Annotated in this window: 19 protein-coding genes; 10 read left to right on the top strand and 9 right to left on the bottom strand. The window is 53.0% G+C overall.

The features are described from left to right. Window positions 1-32: 32 nt before the first annotated feature. The gene (locus BLW68_RS01030; RefSeq protein ID WP_092789268.1) at window positions 33-980 is read left to right on the top strand and encodes a PfkB family carbohydrate kinase; all 948 of its coding nucleotides are present in this window, start codon (window positions 33-35) and stop codon (window positions 978-980) included. Here the strand turns inward: BLW68_RS01030 and recD are convergent. From recD to recC, 3 genes are read right to left on the bottom strand one after another with little or no spacing between them, the layout of a single operon-like run. Next, on the bottom strand, window positions 977-2,929 hold the full coding sequence (gene recD / locus BLW68_RS01025; protein ID WP_092789265.1) for an exodeoxyribonuclease V subunit alpha: 1,953 nt from the start codon (window positions 2,927-2,929) through the stop codon (window positions 977-979). The two genes, BLW68_RS01030 and recD, sit on opposite strands and share 4 nt — an antisense overlap. After that, window positions 2,919-6,650: an exodeoxyribonuclease V subunit beta gene (gene recB / locus BLW68_RS01020; RefSeq protein WP_092789263.1), complete on the bottom strand. Its 3,732-nt coding sequence runs from the start codon at window positions 6,648-6,650 to the stop codon at window positions 2,919-2,921. Before recB ends, recD begins: the two co-directional genes overlap by 11 nt. Continuing rightward, window positions 6,647-10,039, bottom strand: coding sequence for an exodeoxyribonuclease V subunit gamma (gene recC, locus BLW68_RS01015; RefSeq protein ID WP_092789261.1), 3,393 nt, complete (start codon window positions 10,037-10,039; stop codon window positions 6,647-6,649). Before recC ends, recB begins: the two co-directional genes overlap by 4 nt. 171 nt (window positions 10,040-10,210) lie before the next feature. Between recC and BLW68_RS01010 the strand changes: the two genes are divergently transcribed. After that, a complete protein-coding gene (locus BLW68_RS01010; protein ID WP_092789882.1) occupies window positions 10,211-12,592 on the top strand; it encodes a fatty acid cis/trans isomerase in 2,382 nt (793 codons plus the stop codon). Between the two features lie 26 nt (window positions 12,593-12,618). Here BLW68_RS01010 and BLW68_RS01005 read toward each other — a convergent pair whose 3' ends face one another. Continuing rightward, a complete protein-coding gene (locus BLW68_RS01005; RefSeq protein WP_177172118.1) occupies window positions 12,619-13,518 on the bottom strand; it encodes an NAD(P)/FAD-dependent oxidoreductase in 900 nt (299 codons plus the stop codon). Between the two features lie 174 nt (window positions 13,519-13,692). Between BLW68_RS01005 and BLW68_RS01000 the strand changes: the two genes are divergently transcribed. Both BLW68_RS01000 and BLW68_RS00995 read left to right on the top strand, forming a co-directional pair. After that, on the top strand, window positions 13,693-14,109 hold the full coding sequence (locus tag BLW68_RS01000) for an RrF2 family transcriptional regulator (RefSeq protein WP_092789259.1): 417 nt from the start codon (window positions 13,693-13,695) through the stop codon (window positions 14,107-14,109). A gap of 85 nt (window positions 14,110-14,194) precedes the next feature. Next, window positions 14,195-14,806, top strand: a complete 612-nt coding sequence (locus BLW68_RS00995; protein ID WP_092789878.1) for a DUF502 domain-containing protein — start codon at window positions 14,195-14,197, stop codon at window positions 14,804-14,806. On the opposite strand, the gene BLW68_RS00990 is transcribed toward BLW68_RS00995, so the two are convergent. Further along, on the bottom strand, window positions 14,803-15,426 hold the full coding sequence (locus tag BLW68_RS00990; protein ID WP_092789257.1) for a LysE family translocator: 624 nt from the start codon (window positions 15,424-15,426) through the stop codon (window positions 14,803-14,805). The genes BLW68_RS00995 and BLW68_RS00990 overlap by 4 nt on opposite strands. 260 nt (window positions 15,427-15,686) lie before the next feature. Between BLW68_RS00990 and BLW68_RS00985 the strand changes: the two genes are divergently transcribed. From BLW68_RS00985 to BLW68_RS00975, 3 genes are all read left to right on the top strand, one after another. Continuing rightward, window positions 15,687-15,947, top strand: coding sequence for a hypothetical protein (locus BLW68_RS00985; RefSeq protein ID WP_092789255.1), 261 nt, complete (start codon window positions 15,687-15,689; stop codon window positions 15,945-15,947). Window positions 15,948-15,951: 4 nt separating this feature from the next. Further along, window positions 15,952-16,497 carry a helix-turn-helix transcriptional regulator gene (locus tag BLW68_RS00980; protein ID WP_092789253.1) on the top strand — a complete coding sequence of 182 codons (546 nt, stop codon included), beginning with the start codon at window positions 15,952-15,954 and terminating at the stop codon, window positions 16,495-16,497. Between the two features lie 180 nt (window positions 16,498-16,677). Then, window positions 16,678-18,552, top strand: coding sequence for a hypothetical protein (locus BLW68_RS00975; RefSeq protein WP_092789252.1), 1,875 nt, complete (start codon window positions 16,678-16,680; stop codon window positions 18,550-18,552). A gap of 148 nt (window positions 18,553-18,700) precedes the next feature. On the opposite strand, the gene BLW68_RS00970 is transcribed toward BLW68_RS00975, so the two are convergent. Next, on the bottom strand, window positions 18,701-19,099 hold the full coding sequence (locus tag BLW68_RS00970; RefSeq protein WP_092789250.1) for a type II toxin-antitoxin system VapC family toxin: 399 nt from the start codon (window positions 19,097-19,099) through the stop codon (window positions 18,701-18,703). Further along, on the bottom strand, window positions 19,096-19,326 hold the full coding sequence (locus tag BLW68_RS00965; protein ID WP_092789246.1) for a ribbon-helix-helix domain-containing protein: 231 nt from the start codon (window positions 19,324-19,326) through the stop codon (window positions 19,096-19,098). Before BLW68_RS00965 ends, BLW68_RS00970 begins: the two co-directional genes overlap by 4 nt. Window positions 19,327-19,487: 161 nt before the next feature. On the opposite strand from BLW68_RS00965, the gene BLW68_RS00960 reads away from it, so the two are divergent. Further along, complete coding sequence (locus tag BLW68_RS00960; protein WP_092789243.1) at window positions 19,488-19,946, top strand: SRPBCC family protein; 459 nt, start codon at window positions 19,488-19,490, stop codon at window positions 19,944-19,946. A gap of 13 nt (window positions 19,947-19,959) precedes the next feature. Here BLW68_RS00960 and BLW68_RS00955 read toward each other — a convergent pair whose 3' ends face one another. Continuing rightward, window positions 19,960-20,775, bottom strand: a complete 816-nt coding sequence (locus BLW68_RS00955; RefSeq protein ID WP_092789241.1) for an AraC family transcriptional regulator — start codon at window positions 20,773-20,775, stop codon at window positions 19,960-19,962. A gap of 172 nt (window positions 20,776-20,947) precedes the next feature. On the opposite strand from BLW68_RS00955, the gene BLW68_RS00950 reads away from it, so the two are divergent. After that, the gene (locus BLW68_RS00950) at window positions 20,948-21,745 is read left to right on the top strand and encodes an alpha/beta fold hydrolase (RefSeq protein ID WP_092789236.1); all 798 of its coding nucleotides are present in this window, start codon (window positions 20,948-20,950) and stop codon (window positions 21,743-21,745) included. Window positions 21,746-21,814: 69 nt separating this feature from the next. Then, a complete protein-coding gene (locus BLW68_RS00945) occupies window positions 21,815-22,828 on the top strand; it encodes an alpha/beta hydrolase (RefSeq protein ID WP_092789235.1) in 1,014 nt (337 codons plus the stop codon). Window positions 22,829-22,894: 66 nt separating this feature from the next. On the opposite strand, the gene BLW68_RS00940 is transcribed toward BLW68_RS00945, so the two are convergent. Next, a complete protein-coding gene (locus BLW68_RS00940) occupies window positions 22,895-23,947 on the bottom strand; it encodes a DUF2955 domain-containing protein (RefSeq protein ID WP_092789232.1) in 1,053 nt (350 codons plus the stop codon). Window positions 23,948-23,952 lie beyond the last annotated feature (5 nt).

Below are 23,952 nucleotides of genomic sequence, written 5' to 3'. Positions count from 1 at the left end.
CACGCGGCGACCTAACATAACAGGATTACCCTATGCTTGCAGTAATTGGAGAGAATGTAGTCGATATAATGCCGGCTGGGCACGGCCTGTACCAGCCCTGTTTGGGCGGCTCCCCGTTTAACGTGGTGATAGGCGCTGCCCGCCGGGGTATCGATGTCTGTTATTTATCGCCGTTATCGCAAGACCATTTTGGCCAACAGTTTGCCCGCTATCTGGCCGACAACGGCGCCCGCTACGGCTTGCCGTTTTTCAGCCCTGCGCCATCGTCGCTGGCTATGGTTAGTGTGGATGCTCAGCAGCAACCACAGTACAGCTTATACCGCAGCGGCATTGCCGACCGCGCTGTCAGTGCAGAGCAGCAAATTGCCGCACTGGCCAGCGACTGCAAGCTGTTACACCTGGGGTCGTTGGCGCTGGAGCCGGAAGATGCGCCGCGTATCCGCGCAGTATTGCAGGCAGCTGCAGCAAAACAGATCTTAATCAGCGTTGATATTAATGTGCGGTTAAATGCCGTATCAGACGTTAGCACCTACCACAGCTTTTTATCTGAAGTCACCGCGCTAAGCCAGTTTATTAAAGCCAGTGATGAAGACTTACAACTGTTATATCCACAGCTTAGCACCACCGATGCCCTTGCCGCCCTGCGGGCCACTGCGCCAACTGCACTGATAGCGCTAACCGAAGGCGATAAAGGCGCTACCCTGTACTGGCAGCAACACCAAATCAGCCTGGCGGTAATTCCGGCCGCGCCCTTTGTCGATACCGTCGGCGCCGGCGACACCTTTTGGGCAAATTTACTGGCCGCACTGTTACAGCTGGGCTTGCCGACCGCAGCGCAGATCAGCGCCGCACAACTAACACAGTGCCTGCAGCAAGCCATGCTGGCCGCCAGTTTAAATATCGCCCGCCAGGGTTGTAACCCACCCAATAGCGCTGAACTTGCAGCGGCGTTAGTGCAGTTACAAAGCGCTAAAGGTTAAAGCCCGCTGCTACGCGCGACGCGCCTTGCTATGGCTTGCGGTAATAACGCCGGGTTGGCACACAGCAGCGTAAATTGCTGTTTAGCACGGGTAATGCCGGTGTACAGCAGCTCACGGCTTAGCAGCGGGCTGTTATCCGCTGGCAGCACCAGGCAGCAGTGGTTAAATTCCGAGCCCTGCGATTTATGCACCGTAATGGCAAAGGCGGTTTCTACCTCGCTTAGGCGGCTGGGCAATACCCACTTTAAGCTGCCATCGGAGAGTTGAAACACTACCCGTAACTGGCCGCTTTGCGGGTCCACAAGCGTAATGCCGATATCACCGTTCATTAAACCTAAGCTGTAGTTATTGCGCTGCATCATTACCGGCCGGCCGGCGTACCAATGCTGGCGCGCATCAATCAAACCAGCGCTGCTCAGCCACTGGCTGATTTGCCGGTTTAACCCTTCCACGCCCCAGTCACCGCTACGCAGCGCGCACAGCAGCTGAAAGCGGCTGTAGCAGCCCAGCACCGCGCCGGCCCATTGCTCGCGATCTGTTGCCGGCTGTTGCATCAGCTGCAGATACTGGCTGTAGCCGGCCACCACTGGGGCTTTTAAGGCCTCCGGCGTATTACCGGCTAATAGCGTAATATCGTCAAACTGTGTAAATAGCGCCGGGGCCTGAATATCACCGCGGTTTACTGCAGCTGCCAGCTGGCCAATGCCGGATTTGCTATCAAAGCGGTGGCTGTGGCGCAGCATGACCGTGGCCTGATTTAACATGCTGCCTTCGCCTTGCCAATCAGCCAATGGCAATGCAGTAAAGGGTGTAAGCAGCGCCAGGGTATCGCTGCTGTAGCCGCCCAGATCCGCACCACGACATAAATCGCCCAGCACAGAACCGGCTTCTACCGAGGATAACTGATCTTTATCGCCCAGCAGCACCAGTTGCGCCCGCTCCGGCAGCGCGGCCAAAAGCGCCGCCATCATTTCTAAATCGACCATCGAGGCTTCATCGACCACCAGCACATCCAGTTGCAACGGGTTATCGCTGTTATGCTTAAAGCTGCGCCGGTTTGGCAGCGCGCCGAGCAAGCGGTGCAAGGTGGTAACTTCGGTAGGTATTGCCGCTGTCAGCTCTGCCGGTAATCTGCTTAACGCGCCGCTAATCGATTCAGTTAGCCGCACCGCCGCCTTACCGGTTGGCGCCGCCAGTTTAATATTCAGCTCACGCTGTTGATTAAGCGCCGCCCCCTGTTGCAACAGCGCCAGCAGTTTTACTACTGTGGTGGTTTTGCCGGTGCCCGGGCCGCCGGTAATAATGGCAAAGCGCCGCTGCAGCGCCATAGCGCAGGCCAGCTTTTGCCAGTCCGGCTCAGTTGGCGCGGTTGCTGAGGTTAGCGCGGCTGGCGGAAATAACGCCTCCAGTTGCGCTGTAACAGTCGCCGGCAGCGGCAACACTGTGCTGACGCGGCGGTTTATCTGCTGCTTTACCTGCTGTTCGGCCTGATACAGCCGGTTTAAATACAAGCGCTCGTCGGCCAACACCAGCGGCGCGCCGGCCTCCCCTTGCAGCCAGGCGCTTTGCGCCAGTGCCGCGCGATAATCCTGCAGTGTTAAGCCCTGCAACATGGTGGAAGGCCTGTCGCTAAAGCGTTGTAAAAACTGGTTTTGTGGCGGCAGGCTAAGCAAGCCGTCGGGGTCGCTGAGTAAATCCTGCAATAAAATACAGCTGTGGCCGCGGCCATACTGATGACACAGCAAGGCGCTAAGCAGCCAAACCAGTGGGTTGGGCTCGGCAGCCAGCTGATGCAAGGTTTGCGGTAACTGCGCATCTAAAGCACGTAGCCAGCGCCGTTCAGTCCAGCGCTGCAACAGCGCCTGCATCTGGTTTAAATCTGTCAGGGCGTTGTTGGATGTCGTCGGCTGTTGCCCGCTGTTTTGCTGAGCAAATAAATCAAACTGCATAATCAGTCTCCGCCGCTACCGGCTCACCGGCAAATAAGGCATCTAATTGCTGCAGCAGCCTGATATCGGCATTAAGCAGCAATTGGCCCTGCTGTGGCGCGCGGATAAACCAGTATAGCGCGCCGCCGATATAGTTTTGCGGCGCCTGCAGATAGCCGGGCTGGCGCAGCTTTAACAGCCGGTGCAGTGCTAACATATACAGCGCCGCCTGCACATCGTAGCGTTTATCCAACAGCACCTGTTGCATGCTGTCCGGGCTATAGCTGCTGCTCTGTTCGCCCAACCAGTTCGATTTATAATCCAGCACCCAATAGCGGCCATCGCTACCTTGCAGGGTTAAGTCGATAAAGCCTTTTAACATGCCGTTTAGTGTATCGGGCAGCAATGCCGGCCGTGGCAAGCCAGGCAGTATGGCGCGGGTAATCAGCGCATCAAGCTGCAGTACGTTGACGGCACAGCTTTGCAGCCAGAACTCCAACTCGGCTTTTACCTGCGCTAACTGGTTCAGCGCCAGTTGTACACCAGACAATGGCACCTGCAGCAGCTGTGTCAGCCAGCTATGCAACACCGGTTGCCAGCTTAGCCAGTTATGCTGGCTTAAGCTGCGTTGCAGCAACTGTGCAATAAAAGCGTCATCGCATTGGGCAAAGCCCTGTTGCTGCGCATCTTCCAGTAATTGGTGTAAAAAGGTGCCGGGCACAGCACCGCGCGGAAAATCGTGTATCGATACCTGTTGCTCGCTGTAGGCGGCCAGTTCAATGGCTTCTTCCTGCAACAGTGCATCCAGCGCAGTATCGGCTGCCAGCAGCGCTGTCGCCGCCTCAGCTGCCGGTTTATTGCCGCTGCGCAGTGCTGAATAGCTTGCTATCCACCAGTGCTCACGCTTTAACGGCGCGTTAAGCTTAAGCGCCGCCGTAAGCTGGCTAAGCTGAGCATCTGGCATGAACTTACAAAACTGCGGCAGCGGTGTGTGCTGCCACGGCAATGCTGCCAGCGCCTGCTGTAAGTCCGCCGGCGTCGGCTCATCGGCGATGCCAAGCAGATAACCGACAGCACTTTGCGACAGTTTGCTTTTTTTCGCCGCGCCTTCGCTAAACAGCGCTAAGCCCAGCCAGCAGGCATACACCGGCCGCGTTAGCGCCACATACAATAAACGGATATCTTCCAGCAGCCGTTCGCGCTCGGCTTGTGCCAGCGCAGTATCGTCCGGGGTTAAATCCAGCACCATTTGTGTGCCGTTAAAATAGCGCTGTGGCTGGCCTTTTTTGACATTTTTAAAGCCGCAGATAAAGGGCAGAAACACCAGGTTATATTGCAGGCCCTTACTTTTATGGATGGTGACCACCTGCACCAGCTGCTGATCGCTCTCCAGCCGCAGTTGCTGCTCATCGCTGCTGGTCGGGCTCTCCAGCTGCTCGGCCAGCCAGCGCACTAAACCGCTTTCACCGTCGCGTTGCTGGCTTTCGCTTTGCAGCAGTTCAGCTAAATGCAGCACATTGGTTAAGCGCCGCTCGCCCTGCGCTTGCGACAGCCATTTCGCCGGCAGCGCAAAGTAATGCAGCCAGCTGCTTAGCATCGCCAATACGCCTTTAAAGCGCCAGATTTGGCGAAACTCGCGTACTTGTTCGGTCAGTTGCTCCCAGGCTTGTTCGTCATTCAGCCACAGCTGTAACTGGGCATCGCTGTTGCCGGATAACGGCAGCGCCAGTGCCGCGCGCAGCAGGTTTTCATCTTCCGGTTGCTGGCAGGCACGCAGCCAACACAGCACAGCGTTGGCCTCGATAGTTTGGAAAATCGATTCATTATCTGATAAATATACCGAGCGCACATTACGCGCAGTCAGCTCGCGTCTTACCAGCGCCGCTTCATTTCTGTCGCGCACCAAAATAGCAATATCAGCCGGCTGCAGTGCGCTAAAGCTCTGCTCACTGCTAAAGCCATCAGCGCTGCCAAAGCTATCGGCGCGGCTAAAACCTGCCTTACCGGCTTTGGCTTGCTGCAGTAAGTTAGCAATCTCATCAGCACAGGCCTGTGCCATCAGTGCCTGATAAGCGCCTTTTTTCAGCTCCGCAGCATCGGTGTCCGGCAGATAGTAATTCACTGCCGGTAGCGCCCTGTCGGCCAGCACTAACTGCTGCGCTTTACCCTTAGCCTTAACCGGCAAAAACGGCAGCGGCGTAGTCTCGCTGTTGCCAAAACCAAAGGCGCCCTGCTGCTGCTCTGCCTGGGCAAACAGCTGATTTACGCCGTCGACCAGCGCCGTGGTGGAGCGAAAGTTAGTGCCCAGGCTGTAATGGCGGCCGGCGGTTAAACTGCGGGCGCTAAGGTAAGTATGTAAGTCGGCGCCGCGAAAGCTATAGATCGCTTGCTTGGGATCGCCGACCATAATCAGCCCGGTATCGCGGCTTTGCACATCGGGGTAAATGGCGCGAAAAATGGCAAACTGCAGCGGATCGGTATCCTGAAATTCATCGACCATCGCCAGTGGATACTGGGCACGAATGCGGGCAGCCAATACCGCACCACCCTCGCCTTGCAGCGCCTGATGCAGCTGCAGCAATAAATCATTAAAATCCAGCTCAGCGCGCGCGCGTTTCTGTTTGGCGAACTCATCGGCTAACCACAGCGCAGCATGGTGGCGCACCGCCAGTGCCAGCTCCGGCTTGGCCGCCAACAACGCCGTGCTGTGGTTAAATAACTCAAATAACGCATGACTAACCAGCGGCTGGCCTTTCTTTTGTGCCGCTGCCAGTTTGTCGCCACTGAATTTTTGTACCATGGCAGCAAAATCGGTCTCGCGGCTATTCAGCAGCTGCGGCTGGGCTAATATCGCCTGCCACCATTGCCGCTCAGCGCTCCAACTGGCCGCTCGGTATTTAGTGCCGTTTAACCAGCCGTTGGCGTAGGCATCGTCCAGCAACATTAGCGCATCGGCTGTTAACGCCTGTTGCAGCTGCCGGCAGTGGCTATCAAGCTCAGTTTGCCATTGCAGTAAGGGTGCGGCGGCCTCTGCCGGGCTTAATGCGGTTGGCAACGGCAGGCCGGCAGCGTTAAAGCGCAGGTTTACTGCATCGGCCTGCAGCCAGGGCCGCACTTCGCTAAGCAGGGTTTCCGGGGTTTTGGCAATGGCGCCCAGCGCCTGCAGCACATTAGCGTCAGCCAGCGGGTATAAAAAGCGGCGCCAGTAATCACAGGCCAGCATATGTAACAGCTGCTGATTGTCATCGCTCAGCGCCTCGCCAAAGCGCATGCCGGAGTCAAAGGCATGCTCGGCCAGCATACGCTGACACCAGCCATGAATGGTAAAGATTGCCGCTTCGTCCATCCATTCGGCTGCACTGCTTAACTGTGCGGCGCAGGCGGCAAATTGCTCTGCCGGGGTGTCGGCCAGTAAGCGGCGTAAAAATTCATCCTCTGTGCTGGCCAGACGAAAAGCTGTTGCTGCCTCGACCAGCCGGGCACGAATACGGTCGCGCAGCTCGGCCGTGGCAGCGCGGGTAAAGGTCACCACTAAGATTTCCGGTGGTAATAACAGCCGGCTAAAGCCTGTGCCTGCCTCAGCATTAGCGTTATCACTATCTGCCGCACTGCCATGGCCCAGCACCAAACGTAAATACAATGCCGCCAGGGTATAGGTTTTACCGGTACCGGCGCTGGCTTCAATTAAGCGGCTGCCATGCAGCGGAAAGCTCAGCGCATCTAAGGCTTGTACGTCGCTCATGCGTCGGCCTCCTGGTTAGCCTGTTCTGCCAGCGGGGTTTGCAACAACGGGCCATACAGCTTTTGCGCCCAGTCGGCAAAACCGGCCTGCAGTAAACTGGCAAAATCGGGGTAATAACGCTGCAGCTCCGGCGCGCTTTCTACCTCACCGGCAAAGTTATAGCCGCCTTCAAACAGCTCGCGGCATTTGGCTTCATCCTGCGTTTGCACAAAACACAGCGCTGTTTTCGGTAGCAGCGGCAGCGGCTGCGTAAGGCCCTGCTGCCAGTACTGCACTAAGGCGTCCAGCTGTGCAGCTGCGATGCGTTGCTGCTGCGGTAATAACTGCACCGCATCATCCAGGCCATACTGATAGGTGCTGACCGCTTCGCCGCCGGCATTGGCTGCCAGTTGCTGTAGCCAGGCGGTGCGCAGCGTATGCCAGCGCAGCTCGCCTTTATTGCGGATGGCGGTGGGCCTAAGCTGCAACAGTGCCAGCTGGCCGGCCGGGCTTTGGTAAACATTTGTCAGGCTGTCATGCAGCGCTATACCAGCCGGATTCAGCTCCAACCGCAGCGGCGTAGCGCGGCGCTGCCAGTCGATACCCCCGGCGCGGTAACGGGCAAACACTACGTTAGCTTCGCGGCCAATTTGGGCGCCGGTTAAGCTACCAAACAATGCCAGTGGCAATTTGGCTTCACGCGCCAACTGAGCCATAGCCGCATCGACATCCAACTGCGGCTCAGCTAACAGTTGCTCCAGCAACTGCTGCTTTAACTGATACAGTTCAAGCGCATTTAACACAAAGGGTTCAGCATCATCACTTGCCAGTTCGCTTTGGTAAAAACGGGTTTTAAAGCGCTGTTGTAAGTAATGCCGGCACGGGTTGGCGAGAAAATCATCCAACAGGCGTAAGGTCAGCAATGGCAGCTCCGGCTGCACGCTGCTGTTGGCAACTATTGCCGGCATGGCCTCATGCGCAGCCTGCCATTCATGGGCATAGGTGGCGTAGTTGCCGTTAAAATACTGCCGCGAAAACGGCTGCAACGGGTAGCTGTGACACAAGGCCACTGAGGGTTTATCGCCATCAGTATGCTGCCAGCCGCTATCGAGCAGATCCAGCAACTGGCTTAACAGCACGCTTGGCGGCAGCTCGCTGTTATTGCGGATATCGCGGCCAACCCAGCTTAAATACAAAACCTCGCGTGCACTTAGCAGCGCTTCTAAAAACAGGTAACGGTCATCATCACGGCGCGAACGATCGCCCGGCCGATAGTCCCCGGCCATTAGGTCAAAGTCATCGCGCATGCGTGAGCGCGGGTAGTCACCGTCGTTCAGCCCCAGCAGGTAAATACGCTTAAAGGGTATGGCGCGCATTGGCATTAAGGTAGAAAAGGTTAAGCTGCCGGCAAAAAAGCGCTGACTTAAGCCACTGCTGCCGGCTTGCTCCAGCCAGGCATCACGCAGCACTGCCAATTGTACCTTGCCGTTAAAGTCGCCGCTGTGCGCTGCGCTGACCAACTGCGCCAGGCCCTGGCTTAAGCGGGCGTAAATCAGTTGGTCCTGCTCGTCGCTAAAATCAAATAAGCTGTGCAGCAGGCCGTTATCACTTAACAGCAGTTGCTGCCAGTCGGCCAGCTCACGCGCGCTGTGTCCGGTTAACAGCAAATGCCAGCGTTTCAGTTGCTGAATAAACTGCAGCAGCGGGCCAAGCTCAGCGGCGGCCAGACCGGCGACTTCGGCATAGGGCGCGCGGCCCTGCCACAGCGGCACATCGCCGATGGCAAAACCGAGCAACATCCGTTCAATGGCAAACATCCAGCTGTAGCTATCGCCGGGCGCAGCTAAATCGAGGCTGGCGCGCTGCTGTGCATCCAGCCCCCAGCGCACTCCGGCTTCGGTCAGCCACAACCTTAACTGTGGCAACGCCTCGCTGTTAATGGCAAAGCGGCGCTGTATTGCCGGCACATCGAGTAAATCGCACACTTCACTTAGGCTAAAGCGCTGGCTGGGTAAATCCAGCAGGTATTCCAGCGCCAGCATCAGTGGCTGGCTGCCGCGCAGGCTCTGGTCTGCTAAGGTGTAAGGCAAAAAGCGCGCATCGTCCTGCGCCAGCCGGCCAAACACCGCATGCACATGGCTTTGATACAGGCTGATATCCGGCGTCATAATGATCACATCGCGTGGCTTCAGCGTCGGGTCAGCCGCAAAGGCGGCGATCAGGTTATCCTGCAGAATTTCCACTTCACGCTGGCGGCTGTGGGCGATATGAAAGCTGATACTGCTGTCGCCATCGGCCACTTGCCGCGGCGGCTGTGGCGTTGGGTTAAGCTCGAGAATATCTTGCTGCAGCTGGGCTAATAACGGCAGCTGGCTGATATCATCAACCGGATCGGAGAATAAATCGATACGGCCGTTAAACCAGTGCTGATACCGGCTACTTTGATCAAAACCATCCAGCAGGCTGATATAATCACGGCCCTGCTTACCCAAGCTAGCCAGCAACACCGGCGCATGTAAATACAGTGCATCGGTATCCAGCACCGGCGGTAAGCCCGGCTTGCGGCCATGCCGTTGTTGCGCGGCGCGGATCTCATCTTTGGCGTGGGTAATATCGCCCCAGAAATGCCGGCACGGGTTAAGTACCGTCAGCAGCACCTGACGCTGTGCGCCCAGTGCGGCCAGCAGCTCTACCGTTTGCTGCGGCAGTGACGACACGCCAAACACTACTATGCGATCGGGCAGTAGATCCGGTCGTTGCAGCTTACCCTGCTGCAGCGCGGTTAACGCCATGGTATGCACATCGGCACGGCTGGAAAACGCCAGCTCACCCACCACGCTGGCTAACTGGCTTTGCAGTAAACGCCACAGTGCCGGCTGCCACAGTTGGTCGTCTGGTACCTGCTGTTTTTTGCTGTTGGGTAATATGTTGCTGCCACTGCGCCAGCTTTGCAGCCAGTCGGCGCGGTACACCTGATACTGATCGAACAAATCGGCCAGCCGCAGCGCCAGCTGATAGCTTTTACGGCCGTCACTGTCGTCCTGTAAATAGCGTTGTAATGGCTGAAACACCGCATCAGTGAGTTGCGGCAGCAGGCCCAGCAAACGCCAGCTTAAATTGATCTTATCGTACGGCAGGCTGGTTGGAATGCTGTCGCCCAGTACAGCACGGTACAGTTGCCAGACAAACTGGTTTGGCAGCTCCACTTTTAAGCCGGCAGCAATGCCGGGGTGGCCGTTAGCGGTTTCGGCCAGCGCCATCTTCAGCCACTGCGCTATACCGTTACTTTGCACCAGAATTTGCTCCGTGCCCAACACCGGCACCGGCTGTTTGCTAAGCCACTGTACTAACAGCTCGCGCAGCGTTTCCAGCTGATTGGCGTGGATCACAACAAAACCGGGCTCTGGCATGCACTTTCTCTGGTAAAACAACATGCTGGCAGGTTAGCACAGCAGCCGGGGTTTGAGAATGCGGGGTTATCGCGGCAACACCCCACCAGCTGCAATTTTTGCATCCGCCCGCATCTGGCATTAGTATTGGCCGATTATGCCCGCCAAACAGCGTGGCCCCGCGGAGAAAACATGCATTTGACAGCCACATCACGCAAAACCCTGGTTATTATTTTATTACTCGTTTGTGTTGGCTGCGCTGCGCTGGCCAGCCGGCAATTAGATGCACAATACGGCAAGGCCGCAGTAACTAACCGCGCAGCAACTGCCAGCGACGATCTGCTGAGCGATCATTACAACAAGCATATTAAACCGGTTATCGACGCCCGCTGCGTGGTATGTCATGCCTGCTATGACTCGCCCTGCCAGCTGAATATGGCCTCCGCCGATGGCATAGAGCGCGGCGCGCATAAAGAAAAGGTGTACGACGGCGCACGGCTGCTGGCGGCCACTCCCAACCGGCTGTTTACCGACGCATTTGGCACCGCAGCATGGCGTGAGCGCGGCTTTTTTCCGGTATTAAATGAACGCCAACAAAGCCCGCAAGCTAATACGCAGGCTTCGGTACTGGCACGCACTTTGTTATTAAAGCAACAGCACCCGCTGCCACCAGGCGATATTCTGCCTAAACCTTTTGATTTCAGCCTCGATCGCAACCAAAGCTGCCCCACTATTGAAGAATTTGACCACTATGCCCAAAGCCAGCCTTATGCCGGCATGCCCTACGGTTTGCCCGGGTTAAGCAGTGCAGAACACGATGCCTTGCTTGATTGGTTAAAACGCGGTGCCGCTATGCCGCAGGCCAGCGCGCTGCCAGACGCCGAACTGGCCGAAGTAGCCAGGCTGGAGCAATGGCTTAACGCCGATAACCTGAAGATGCAGCTTAGCGCCCGCTATATTTACGAGCATTTATTTACCTCGCAGCTGTACTTCAGCGCGCTGCATGCAAAACATCAACCCCCGCAGTTTTATAATCTGGTACGTTCAAAAACCCCGCCCGGCCAGCCGGTTGAGGTTATCGCCAGCCGCCGGCCGTTTGATGATCCAGGCGTAAGCCGGGTGTATTACCGGCTGCAACCGATACACGCCACCATCGTGAATAAAACCCATCAACCCTATGACATTAACGCTGATTTGCTGGCCAAATGGCAGCAATGGTTTGTTGAGGCCGACTATCAGGTGAGCAAATTGCCGGGTTACCAACCGGAGGTAGCCGCCAACCCGCTTACCGCCTTTGTGCAACTGCCGGTTAATGCGCGCTACCGCTTTATGCTGGAGCGCGCCGAAAACACCATTATGGGTTATATCAAAGGCCCGGTGTGCCGTGGCCAGGTAGCATTAAATGTGATTAACGACCACTTTTGGGTGTATTTTGTTGCGCCAGAGCTGGCAGGCGCGGCTGAAGTAGAAGCGTTTTATTTGTCGCAACAGGATAACTTGCGGCTACCGGCGGAAAAAGAAAGCACTGCCAGGGCATTGAGCTGGGTGGCCTTTGCCAAGCGCCAGGGTAATTATTTACGTGCCCGCAGCGATTTTATGAACAACGCTTTAAAAGATGGCCAGCACCTTACCACCGACGGTATCTGGAATGGCAACGGTAATAACCACAATGCCAGCCTGACAGTATTTCGCCACTTTGATAACGCTACCGTGGTAAAAGGCCTGCAGGGCCAACCACCGAAAACCGCCTGGGTGATAGATTACGCCTTGCTGGAGCGCATTCACTACCTGCTGGTAGCCGGTTTTGATGTGTACGGTAACTATGGCCACCAGTTAATGACACGGCTGTATATGGACTTTTTGCGCATGGAGGGCGAGTCTAACTTTCTCGCCTTGCTGCCGCCGGATGTGCGGCGGCGTGAATTTAACGACTGGTATCAAAAATCCGGCCCTGAGCTGACTAAATTTATCGAAGGCGATATCAACCCCTTTCACCAGCCAAGCGGTATCAGTTATAACACTGACAACCCTAAGGCTGAACTTTATCAGTTATTGCAGCAGCATCTGGCAGACGTACAACCGCAGCGCTATCAGCTGCATAACAGCAAGCTGGCTGCTAACAGCAAAGCACTGCTGGCACAGCTGGGTAAAATCAGCGGCCACGGCGCAGCCATTTTGCCGGAATTAACCATGATAATGCTCGAACCGGAAAATGGTGCCACGCCGGAGCTGTTTACCTTGATCCGCAACAGCGCACATTACAACGTTAACAGCTTGTTTGCGGAAGAACACAACCGCAACCCGGCGCAGGACAATATGACCCTGGTGTACGGCCTGCTGGGCAGTTACCCGAATGCATTCTGGCGGGTAAAAGAAGCTGATTTAGCCAAACTGGTGGCGCAGGCGCAGCAAATAAGCAGCGAGCAAGATTATGCCAGACTGCTGGATAACTTCGGCGTGCGGCGCAGCGCAGCCGATTTTTGGGCCTTTAGTGATAAGGTCAACCAGCAGTTTATGCGCCAACACCCGGTAGACAGCGGCTGGCTGGACTACAACCGGCTGGAAAACAGGTAACCCGCCAGCGCTAAAATGCAGCTAACTTAGCCCAGCATCAGATAACGATGTGCCGCCGCACCGGCTTTAACCCCGGCCGCTGCGGCCAGCATACCGTTATGCATCGGGCTGGCCATATCACCGGCGGCAAACAAACCGCTTACCGAACTTAGCTGCATGGCATCAGTTTTAATGTAAGCGCCCACCGGCCCTTGCTCCAGCTCACAGCCCAGTTGCTGCGCCAACGTATGGCCAAAGGCCGTTTTCGGTGCCACATACACCACTTTTGCCGGCACATGGCGGCCATCTGCCAACAGCATATAGCTGATATCAAAGCCTTCGCCTTCTACCGCCGTTACGGCAGTGTGCTCCAGTGTTACGCCGCGCCGTTGTAACACTGTCAGCTGCTCCGCATCCGGCATAAACTTACCCTGGCTAAAATAGGTTACCGGGCCCCAGTCAGGCAATATCGCCGCCTGATGCACTGACGCCTCGCCGGTGGCAATTACCGCTATAGGTTGCTGACGAAATTCATAACCGTGGCAATACGGGCAATGGATCACCGATTTGCCCCAGCGCGGCGCCAAACCCGGTATATCCGGCAAAGTGTCGGTAAGCCCGGTGGCCAGGATCAGCGCCTTGCTGTGATATAGCTGCTCTGTTTCATCACTGATACAGAAGGTGCCGTCGGCCAGCTTTTGCGCACTGCTAACCCGGCTTTGCCGGAATTGCACTGTTGGGTAGGCCATAAGTTGTTGCCAGGCCCGGCAGCGTAACTCACCGGGTTCAGCACCATCGGCGGCAAAAAAACCATGCGCCTGCGCCGCAAAGCGGTTACGCGGCTCACCGGCATCAATCAGTAACACCTGGCGCTGGCCGCGTGCCAGTTGCATAGCCGCCGAAAGCCCGGCAAAACTGCCACCTATCACTATTGCATCCCATATCATTTGAGTACCTCACTTTTGTATGAAACAGCGGATGTATTAAACAGCTAATGCGTTCAACCGCCGCCTTAAGAAACATCATAAGTTACATAAAATACAAAAACAACTCTTGTAACATAAAAAGTGTCTTAAAACTGCGGTAGAATAGCCGCCACTACAGCGCTTAAAGAGTAACTAATGAGAAAAGACAGCCGTTTATCGCGCATGCTGCATGTACTGGTGCATCTGCATCAGCTGCAACAAGCCGTTACGTCAGACCAGCTGGCGCTAATGCTGCACACCAACCCGGTAGTGGTGCGCCGCACTATGTCTTTGCTGCGCGAGCAGGGCTACGTCAGCGCCGTAAAAGGCCATGGCGGCGGCTGGACGTTAGCCAAACCGCTACACGAGATCACGCTGCTGGATATTCACCGTTCGCTAAGTGAAAGCTCGTTATTTACCATTGGTTTAACCGACGAGCACAATAATTGCCCGATAGAAAAAGCGGTAAACCTGGCAATTGACGATGTATTACAAGAAGCAGAAGCGCTGGTGCTGCAACGCTTTGGCGAGGTAACACTGGATAAACTGGCCACGGGTTATACACCCCGATAATACCCGTGCTGGCGCAGCGCTTTGCATAACTGTTATGCTGCAACCATGTTGTTTAGCTGCACTACTAAAACCTGATAAGAACCTGATGAAAATCATTGTTAAAAGTTTATTTAAAGGCCTGGCAATTGTTCTGCCACTGGTTATCACTATCGAGCTGTTGCGCTGGCTGCTGTTAACGGTTGAAACAGTATTAAACCCGGTGTTGCAAGTGGTATTGCCGGGTGAATGGTACCTGCCGGGTATGGCAATACTGGGGTTTTTACTGGTATGCACTGCCATTGGCTACAGTTCACGCTGGCCAAGCTTTAACTGGCTATGGCAGGTGCCCGGCAAAATTTTAATGAAGCTGCCCGGCACCAAGCAGGTGTATGGCATGCTGCAGGATATTATTGACGTAATGGCCGGCAAAAACTTTACCGATGGCTCGGTGGTGATGGTTAAGCTACCTTCGTCCGAAATTGAGTTAATTGGTATTGTTACCAAGCAAGGCGGCCAGCCGCATGATCGAATGTCGTCGCTGATGCAGGAAGATCAACTGGCGGTATTTATTCCAATGGCTTACAACGTCGGCGGCTATACCATTATCATACCCCGCAGCTGCACGCGAAATATTGACATGAAACCCGCTGAAGCGCTGCAACTTGTACTCAGTGGCGGTTTGGGCAGCGCTAAAGCGCCAGGCACATTAAAGCGCTAACCCAGCAACATCCACAGCGCCACGCCAAACATCAGGCTGGCGCCAATGCGGTTTAAATACTGCACCCGGTTTGCCTTGCCAAAAAACAGCGCCAGTGCTTTACCGCCACTGGCATATAGCAGCATAGATAAAAACTCCAGCAGCACAATAATAGCCACCAGCACTAACAACTGCGGCCAGAATGCCAGTTGAGTATCAATAAACGGCGGCAACAGCGCCATATGAAATGCCCAACCTTTGGGGTTAGACACCGCTGTAATAAAACCCTGGCTAAATAATGTACGCCGCGCCATCAGTGGCGGCAACTCGCCCGGTTTAGGCAACGCCAGCTTGCCCTTAGCGCGCCACATTTGCAGGCCAATATAGCCAAGGTAACAAGCACCAATAACTTTAAACCACTGAAAAACCCCAGGAAACTGCAGCATTACCGCCGCCACACCGCATACGGCCAGCACCGCTACCAGTGCCACACCAAGCATTTCGCCCCACATCATCCAAAAAGTACGCCGCACGCCCTGGCTCATACCCAAGGTCATCGCCAGTGTCATACACATACCCGGTGTTACCGACACAAATAAAAATGTCGGAATAAAAGCCCCCATCAGCGCCAGATTAACCATAACCACCTCAACAGCAAAGTAGCGCTATTCTGGCTGGTTGTATCAGTGCCAGCAATAGGGTTAGGCAGGGTTTTTAGTCAACTTAGCGCAGTTGATCAGGTAGTTCATTGCACATGCTCACAGCGCTGCCAATCTACACACAGCAAACACCAATACAATTTAATAAATTTAAATTAACAAAAATACACGGCAACAGCGCCTCACTTTGGCTGTCACTTGACAACCAAAGTGTACGTAACTAGAATCAACGAGGATTACACGTGCCACGGAAAAAGCATCCTAAAAAAGACATTGAAGACGCTTTGCAATATGCAGAACAGCACGGCTGGTTTATTGATGTAGGGGGCAGCCATGCCTGGGGGCGAATGTATTGCCCTTATAACGACACCAACTGCCGCTGTGGTGAATTTTGTATTGCCAGCATCTGGAGTACACCCAAAAATCCAGCTAACCATGCCAGGCAAGTTAAACGGGTGGTAGATAACTGCACCGCACAACGAACCCAAAACTTTGAAGATTAAGCAGATGACATTATATGAGTTTACCTTAAAGTTTGCATTGCCCGATGCTAATAAGGATCCAGCAAATTACATCGAGCAGTTGGCACAGGCAGGCTGTGACGACGCCCTCATTGGTATCGGCCAGCAAGGCCGTATCGCGCTGCAATTTAGCCGCGAAGCAAGCAGTGCTTTTGCTGCGATAACCTCTGCGATTAAAGACATTAAAACTGCCATTCCAAACGCAGCCATAATTGAAGCCACACCTGATTTAGTTGGCTTAAGCGACATCGCCGATCTACTCGGCTTTAGCCGGCAAAATATGCGTAAACTTATGCTAAATCATACTCAAAGCTTTCCTGCTCCACTGCACAGCGGCAGCAGCAGTATCTGGCATTTGGCCAAGGTGCTTAACTGGTTTGCCAAACAGCAAAATAAAACAGTACCAACAGAAATTGCAGAAGTCGCGCAAGTAACCATGCAGGTGAATATCGCCAGATCACTAAGCGAGCTGCAACCCAACACTCGCCACGAGTTTATGCAAATTCAGGAAGAGCTTGCGCAATATCGTTGAACACAAAAATTGCAGCCCCGCATATAAATGCTGTTTACCAGTTGCTCATACTACCCAAAGTTGCGCATCTACAGGTTATGTTCTAGATTGGGTACTCGATACAACTAAATAAATACAAGAACTTCAATTACTTTTGAAAGAAGCTCTTCATTTGGCAAAACAACAAGAAAAGGAAGTCTTATGAAGCTTAACCATATCCTGTCTGTACTAAACCAAATAGAAAAATCCAAGTTTATTACGTGCCTGGATAAACTATGCTCATCTGCCGCGACCAATGATGAAGTCATTTCAAAAGCGCTGAACAAAGTAAATCGCCAAATTAAAGATGCGTCCGGCAGTGAAATTACGCAGCTATTTAATGCCGTTTCGGCACAATACCAATATTCTATTCGTGAGAAGTTGGCGCTATGTGATGCTTCGATGGCCTTACTGGTAAATATCCTTACCCGTGATGGCAATGGTATTGCGCGTATTTCTTGGATTGAACAACTTTACGCCCGCGAGTGGGAAACATTAGATACGCTGGCACGGCAAATTCAGGTGGATATCGAGAGTAATCTGGCCGAGGACTACGGTCATGCCCATCGATTAAAGATTTTCCGCGATTGCCTGAATATCGCCTATAAAAACGATGAGAAAATTAATCGTCAAGCCAATATCACGGATGATGAGCGCAGTATTCTGAATGTTTTGGCACATCACCTGAAAATCTCCCATGATGAACTGGTTGCTATTGAGCACCTGTCAGAGCCAATCAAAGCTGGCAAGCAGACCGTGGACAACTGCTTACAGGAACTACGTGATATGGGTGTCATATTCATAAATCGCAAAAGCTCGGAAGTCCTTATCCCCGACGAAGTGGTAGCCGTGCTAAATCAAATTCAGGGCAAAGAGCTTGCCGATAAACACTTGCTGCGGATCTTGCGAGTACTGTCTGATGCGGAACTATCTAACATTTTAAAAAGCTACGGCAAACGGATCCGTGGCGTTAGCCGGGGCGAAAAAATCAGTACTATTCTGCATTCCGGCATCGCTGTGAGGGATATGCTATCGCGTGATCTATATGACGACGCTGACAACCAGAATAAACGTAAGGAGCGTTTGAAGCAGTTAATAGCGGATTTAGATATCGACGCAGAAAGAATCGGCTTCACACTGGATGAACGTATCGACGTGATTCTGGCAAGTCTGAATACCGCTGCCGACCGTGAATTTGATGCCATTAGCGCAACCGGTTATAAAGAGATGTTCGACTCTCTTGTGCAGAACTTCCAGGGGCTGGATGCCGCCGGTAACCCGGAAACACTAACTCAGCGTATCAGGCAAGAGTATGAACTGGAGGAAAACGAGGAGATCAATGTCGAGCGGCTAAGGGCTCTTAGTATCACACCACACGATGTGCTGTACCTGCTGACTAATGACGAAGTAAAGGAGTTACGAGACAATCTGAAGTTACCGAAAAAAGGCAATCCGAGGTCCAATATTCTGGAAGCCTTTGCCAACGCCAACGATAAACTGATCGAAAATTATGCCGCGCTGGCTAAGCGCGACCTGCTTACGCTTAAAGCTGTTGGCATTGAAATTAATGAAACTGACGTTGGTGTGAAATTTGAAGAAGCAACGAAAACGATTCTGGAGCAGCTTGATCTGGTCGTTGATGAAGAGCTGCGAAAATCAATTAACACATCGAAAGATAAAGCCGACATTATTATTTCTATTAGCGACGATGACATTATTATCGGCGAAGCAAAAACTTGCAAAAATGGCGACTTCGCCAAATATTCCACAACATCCAGACAAATCAAAGCGTATGTAAATCGCTGTGAAAATCAGGGCAAGCGTGTGGCACAAGTGCTGATCATCGCGCCAAGTTTTTCTCAGGATTTTATCGAGTCAGCAGAGATGGATACCGAAGTGAATATTTCTCTGCTAACAGCAGAGGGCTTAAAGCAAATTTATGATGCTTACAAAGCCAAACGCCGCCCCAACTTCTCAGCCAAGCTGCTAACCAAAGGCGGATTACTCAAGGCCGAGTTGATAGCTAAGAGCATTTAACAAAAATAAACTCAGAACATCACCACTATTCAAGGAATATGGATGGACATCCTAATAAGAAATGAGATTTTGATATCTGAGTCCAAAATTAGAGAAGCTCTCGATAAACAGATAAAATTATCCAAAAAATTAAATTAGCCTATCAGAGTTATTCAAACCAATTCTCTACAATCAGTCCAGAAGCTCGGGAGAATTCACTGGTATTGCGCGTAACAAGTATTGCCCCTGAAGCTTTTGCGCTGGCGGCAATAAGGTTATCCAGCGGGCCTATCATTCGGCCCTGCTGTTCTAAATCGGCGCGCACATCCGCTGCAATACGGGCTGCTTTAGCATCAAAAGGGATAATTTGAATAACTTTTAATAGCTCATTAAGTTGATCACGTCTTTTAGCCGGAGCCTGCGATTTAGCAATACCTGTTTCAAGTTCAAACAATACCACCGCGGGTAATAAAATATCGCTTGGGGCCTTTGCTAACAGTTTTTGCTCAACCTTACCCATTCCTTTAAAAAAGTAAATCAGTGTGTTGGTATCCAGCGCATATTTCATAGAGGCTCTCGCGGAATGTCTTTGCCTTGTTCTGCGCGGGTCTCTTCCTGCTGCGGAAACACCTGCCAGCTGCCTGCCATCTCCCGCACAGATAAGGGCCAGTCAGTATGGCAATGCTGTCGAATGAGATCAGCAATCCATTGGCTTTGCGATACCTTCGCCTCAGCGGCAGATTGTTTCACCTGCTGGATTAACTCGTCATCCAGATAAATAGTAATTTGCGCCATAGCCACCTCCAACCACACATATAAGTACAAGTATAATTTTACTGAGCGGAAATGCAAAATATTGAGACATGAAAAAATCCACTACGCTGTCGAATTCATGCCTGCTGCTTCGACTAAGCTGTGATACGTCAAACTAATGCGTTTAACACAGGGGGTTAATTATGTCAGGCAATACCGTAATACTGCACCGGGTTATAAAAACCACACCAGAGCGGTTGTACCGCGCCTTTTTAGATGCCGATGCGCTGGCAAAATGGTGCCCGCCGCATGGTTTTACCGGCAAGGTGCATAGCATGGATGCGCGGGTGGGCGGCGGTTACAAAATGAGCTTTACTAACTTTAATACCGGCCAGAGCCACAGCTTTGGTGGCACTTATCTTGAGCTAAAACCAAACGAGCTGATCCGCTATAACGACCAGTTTGATGACCCAAGCCTGCCCGGCCAGATGCTGGTTACTATCCGGTTAAAGCCGGTACTGTGCGGCACTGAACTGAATATTGAGCAAAGCGGTATACCCGAGGCAATACCGCTGGAGTTTTGCTATGCCGGCTGGCAGGAGTCATTGCAATTGCTGGCGCTTTTAACTGAGCCGGAAATACCGGATCAAGACTTTAACTAACTGCCACGCCGCACTATTGCTGTTGCAGCCACTCTCTGGGGCTGGCGCCGGTTTTACGCCTGAATGCCCGTGCCAGTGCGGACGGGCTTTCGTAGCCCACTTCATCGGCAATCAGCGCAATGGGCCGGCCTTCGCGCAGGCGCTTTTGTGTCAGGCTAACGCGCCAGCTTAGCAGGTAGTCGGCCGGGGTTTTACCTACCACTTTATGAAACTGCGCCGCAAAGCTGGCGCGCGACATACTGGCCGCACTGGCCAGTTCGCCCACCGACCAGGGCTTGGCCGGCTGGTCGTGCATTAGGGTAACCGCGCGGGCTAAACGTAAATCAGCTAAGCCAGCCATCATACCGGATGACATGCTGCTATTGGCCATAACATGGCGTAGCAACTGGATCATCACCAGTTCAAACAGCCGGTTTAACACCGCATTTTTACCGCAGTTTTGCTCTGCGGCTTCGCTGAATAACCACAATACGCTGTCGCTAAGAATGGGTAACTCACTGACAGGCAGCAACATATAATCGGGTAAGGCCGTGGTTAACGGGTTATCCAGGCCACCATCGAAACTTACCGCCGCACTGACCAGCTGGGTATTGTCTGTCACCGATGCACTTAACTGGTGTTTACAGGGCCGGGGAATAAACAGCAGACTCGGCTGGCTGATAACAATCTCCTGCTTTGCTATATGTAAGCGGGCCTTGCCGGTATTAACCAGATGCAACTTGCCACTACGCTCCTGTGCGTCATAGGCCAGTTCCCCGCTAAAAGTGCCGGCATAAAAGGTTGTGGCGTGCATACCAAATTGCGCCAATAAGGTTGAAAGCCTGTCCATATCACCTCCATTTAGACTATCTGCATCATAATTTAGACAATATGACGCCAAAAGACAAGATTAACCGCCTAATATACTCCCAACGCTTGCAACTGAATTGAAGCTAAGCAGTACGCCACTTTAGGCATGACGTTAACCAACGAAAACACTATTAACTGAAAAGGAATACATTATGACTAAGTTCAAATTTCGCCACATCGCCGCTGCTGTTGCTACTACAGCTTTAACATTAAGCAGTGCCGCCTTTGCCTTTGCCGCAGACAAACCCACTGTCGTGCTGGTACATGGCGCCTTTGCTGAATCGTCCAGCTGGAACGGCGTAGCCGCTAACCTGCTGCAACAAGGCTACCCGGTGGTTGCTGTTGCTAACCCGCTGCGCAGTTTAAGTGGCGATGCAGATTACGTTGCCGACCTGGTAAAACAAACCCGCGGCCCGGTTGTACTGGTTGGCCACTCGTACGGTGGTGCGGTAATCAGCAACGCTGTAAAGGACAACACTAATATTACCGCCCTGGTATATGTTGCTGCCTTTGCCCCGGAGCAAGGCGAAACGGTACTGGAATTGTCTGGCCGTTACCCGGGCAGCACGTTAGGCCCGACACTGGCAGCGCCGGTAGTGCTTAAAGATGGCAATAAAGACTTATACATCCAACAAGACAAATTCGGTAAGCAGTTTGCTGCCGATGTACCGGCGGCCGACGCCGTACTGATGGCCGCTACCCAGCGCCCTATTACTGAATTGGCATTAACAGAGCCCGCCGGCCAACCTGCGTGGCACACAATACCGTCATGGGCTATTTATGGCACTGCCGACAAGAATATTCCGGCGGTTGCAATGAAATTTATGGCACAGCGTGCTAAGGCGAAAAAAATTGTTGAAGTGCCGGATGCGTCTCATGTGGTAATGACATCTCATCCCGATAAAGTCGCCGCGCTGATTATTGAAGCAGCCACGGCCACCACGAAATAACCGCCACTAACTACGGCACACTGAACCGATATTAACGTTAAACGAACTGAATAGATTGAGGACACTACCATGAAAACATTAAATACAGTTATCACAGCCAGCCTGTTAGCCTTAAGTATCGGCAATGCGTTTGCAGCTGGTTCACCGGGTGTTGAAACCCAGACCCAGGGCTTTTTAAATGCGTTAGCCCAGGGCGGCGGTAAGCCACTGGAGCAATTATCCGTAGCCGATGCCCGTGCTGTGCTGGTGGGGGCGCAACAAGGCGCTACTTTGTCGGCAGCCAATGTCAGCGAAAAAACCATTAATGTAGATGGCCAGAGCATAAAACTGGTGATTGTAAAACCACAGGGAGCTAAAGGTACGTTACCGGCCTTTATGTTCTTCCACGGTGGTGGCTGGGTGTTGGGGGATTTTCCTACTCACGAGCGTTTAATCCGTGACTTAGTACAGCGCTCAGGTGCCGTAGCAGTGTATGTTGATTACACGCCATCACCGGAAGCCAAATACCCAACGGCGATTAACCAGGCGTATGCAGCAACCAAATGGGTGGCACAACATGGTAAAGAGATTGGCGTTGATGGCAGCCGTTTAGCGGTAGCCGGTAACAGCGTTGGTGGTAACATGGCCGCAGTAGTGGCGTTAAAAGCTAAAGAAGCCGGCACCCCGGCGCTGAAGTTCCAGTTGCTGCTGTGGCCGGTAACCGATGCCAGCTTTAACAATACCTCGTATCAAACTTATGCTGAGGGCCACTTTTTAACCCGTAATATGATGCAGTGGTTTTGGGATAACTACACCACCAGCCAGGAGCAGCGCAACGACATTTACGCTTCGCCACTGCGTGCTACCCCTGAGCAGTTAAAGGGCTTACCACCGGCGTTAATCCAAACGGCTGAAATGGACGTGCTGCGTGATGAAGGCGAAGCTTATGGCCGCCACCTGAATGCCGCCGGGGTAACCGTAACTACAGTGCGCTACAACGGCATGATCCACGACTTTGGCTTGCTGAATGTGTTAAGCGACGTACCGGCAGTGCAGGACGCCTTAGACCAGGCCGGCCGCGAGCTGAAGGACCATCTGAAATAAGTAAACAGCCCGCAGAAAAGACCCCGCCCGGGGTCTTTTTGCTTTATAGCGTCAGCCCATAAACCGCTATGTTTGCAGCCGCGTAGCGCTAAAGCGGTTGAGTAACTGGTGCATAAGATACACAGCAATTAAGGTACAGATCACTGAAATAGCCACCGAGCTAAAGCGATACAGCGCGCTGTATACCAGATCTTTTTCTGGCGTAAGATACTGGCCAAATAAAATGCCCATTGTGGTCATAGCGCCAAAACCGGCACCGGCCTGGCCGCCTTCAAACATATGATGCCGGGCAAACAGCATGATGCTTAGCCACATTGCCAACGCGACAAACAGCAGCACGCCGGCATGGTTATACAGCAGCAGTTGGATCAACAACCCAACATTACAGCCCACTAAAGTGCCGATTGCCCGGTTCCAGCCGGCTTTACCGGCACCGTGCCAGTTCAGCGGAAACAATACCAGCACCGATGCCACCTGCGCTGACAGTGAATCAACCAGATCAAAGCTTTGAAATACCAAAAACGATAAGGTCGCCACAGTGGTAGCCAGGATCACCTCATGGCGCTGGTTACTTAGCGGTTTAACCGGCAGCTGCCGCCCTTGCCGTGGTGTGGTGTCCGGAAACAGGGTATACATTAAAAAGGTAATAAACAGCGTAACAGCACCGGCCACCAGGTTAGACATCACAATATCGCTGACCTGGGTAACAGGCGCCGGATAACTGGCAAAGTGCAGCTGCATGGATAAGCCCACCATGGTCATGGCGCCAAACAGAAAATTGACGCCACGTGTCATGCAGCGAAATAAAAAGCCAAACTGCAAAATAACCAGCAGTGTCATCGCCAGTGGTTTGTCACCAAACAGGCCCTGCAATATCAAAATGCTGATACTGACAAACAACGTACTGGCAATAAACTGGCGCAGTATATGGGCATTAAGCACCGGTACCAGCCCCAGCAATAACATGGGGTTAACGACAAAAAAAGTACCGTAACTCCAGCCCATTAGCTTGCACAGCACAAAACCCAAAGTACCGGCAAACGCAATACGCAAACACTGGCGCAGATCGTTACTGCTTAACTGTAATTTTTGTGGCGTAATGCTCAGGGGCGAAGACATAGCGC

It is taken from the genome of Rheinheimera pacifica (assembly GCF_900108485.1).
Taxonomy (GTDB): Bacteria; Pseudomonadota; Gammaproteobacteria; order Enterobacterales; family Alteromonadaceae; genus Alishewanella; species Alishewanella pacifica.
The sequence above is the reverse complement of the archived record's forward strand: the minus strand, read 5'-3'. Positions and strand labels throughout refer to the sequence as shown.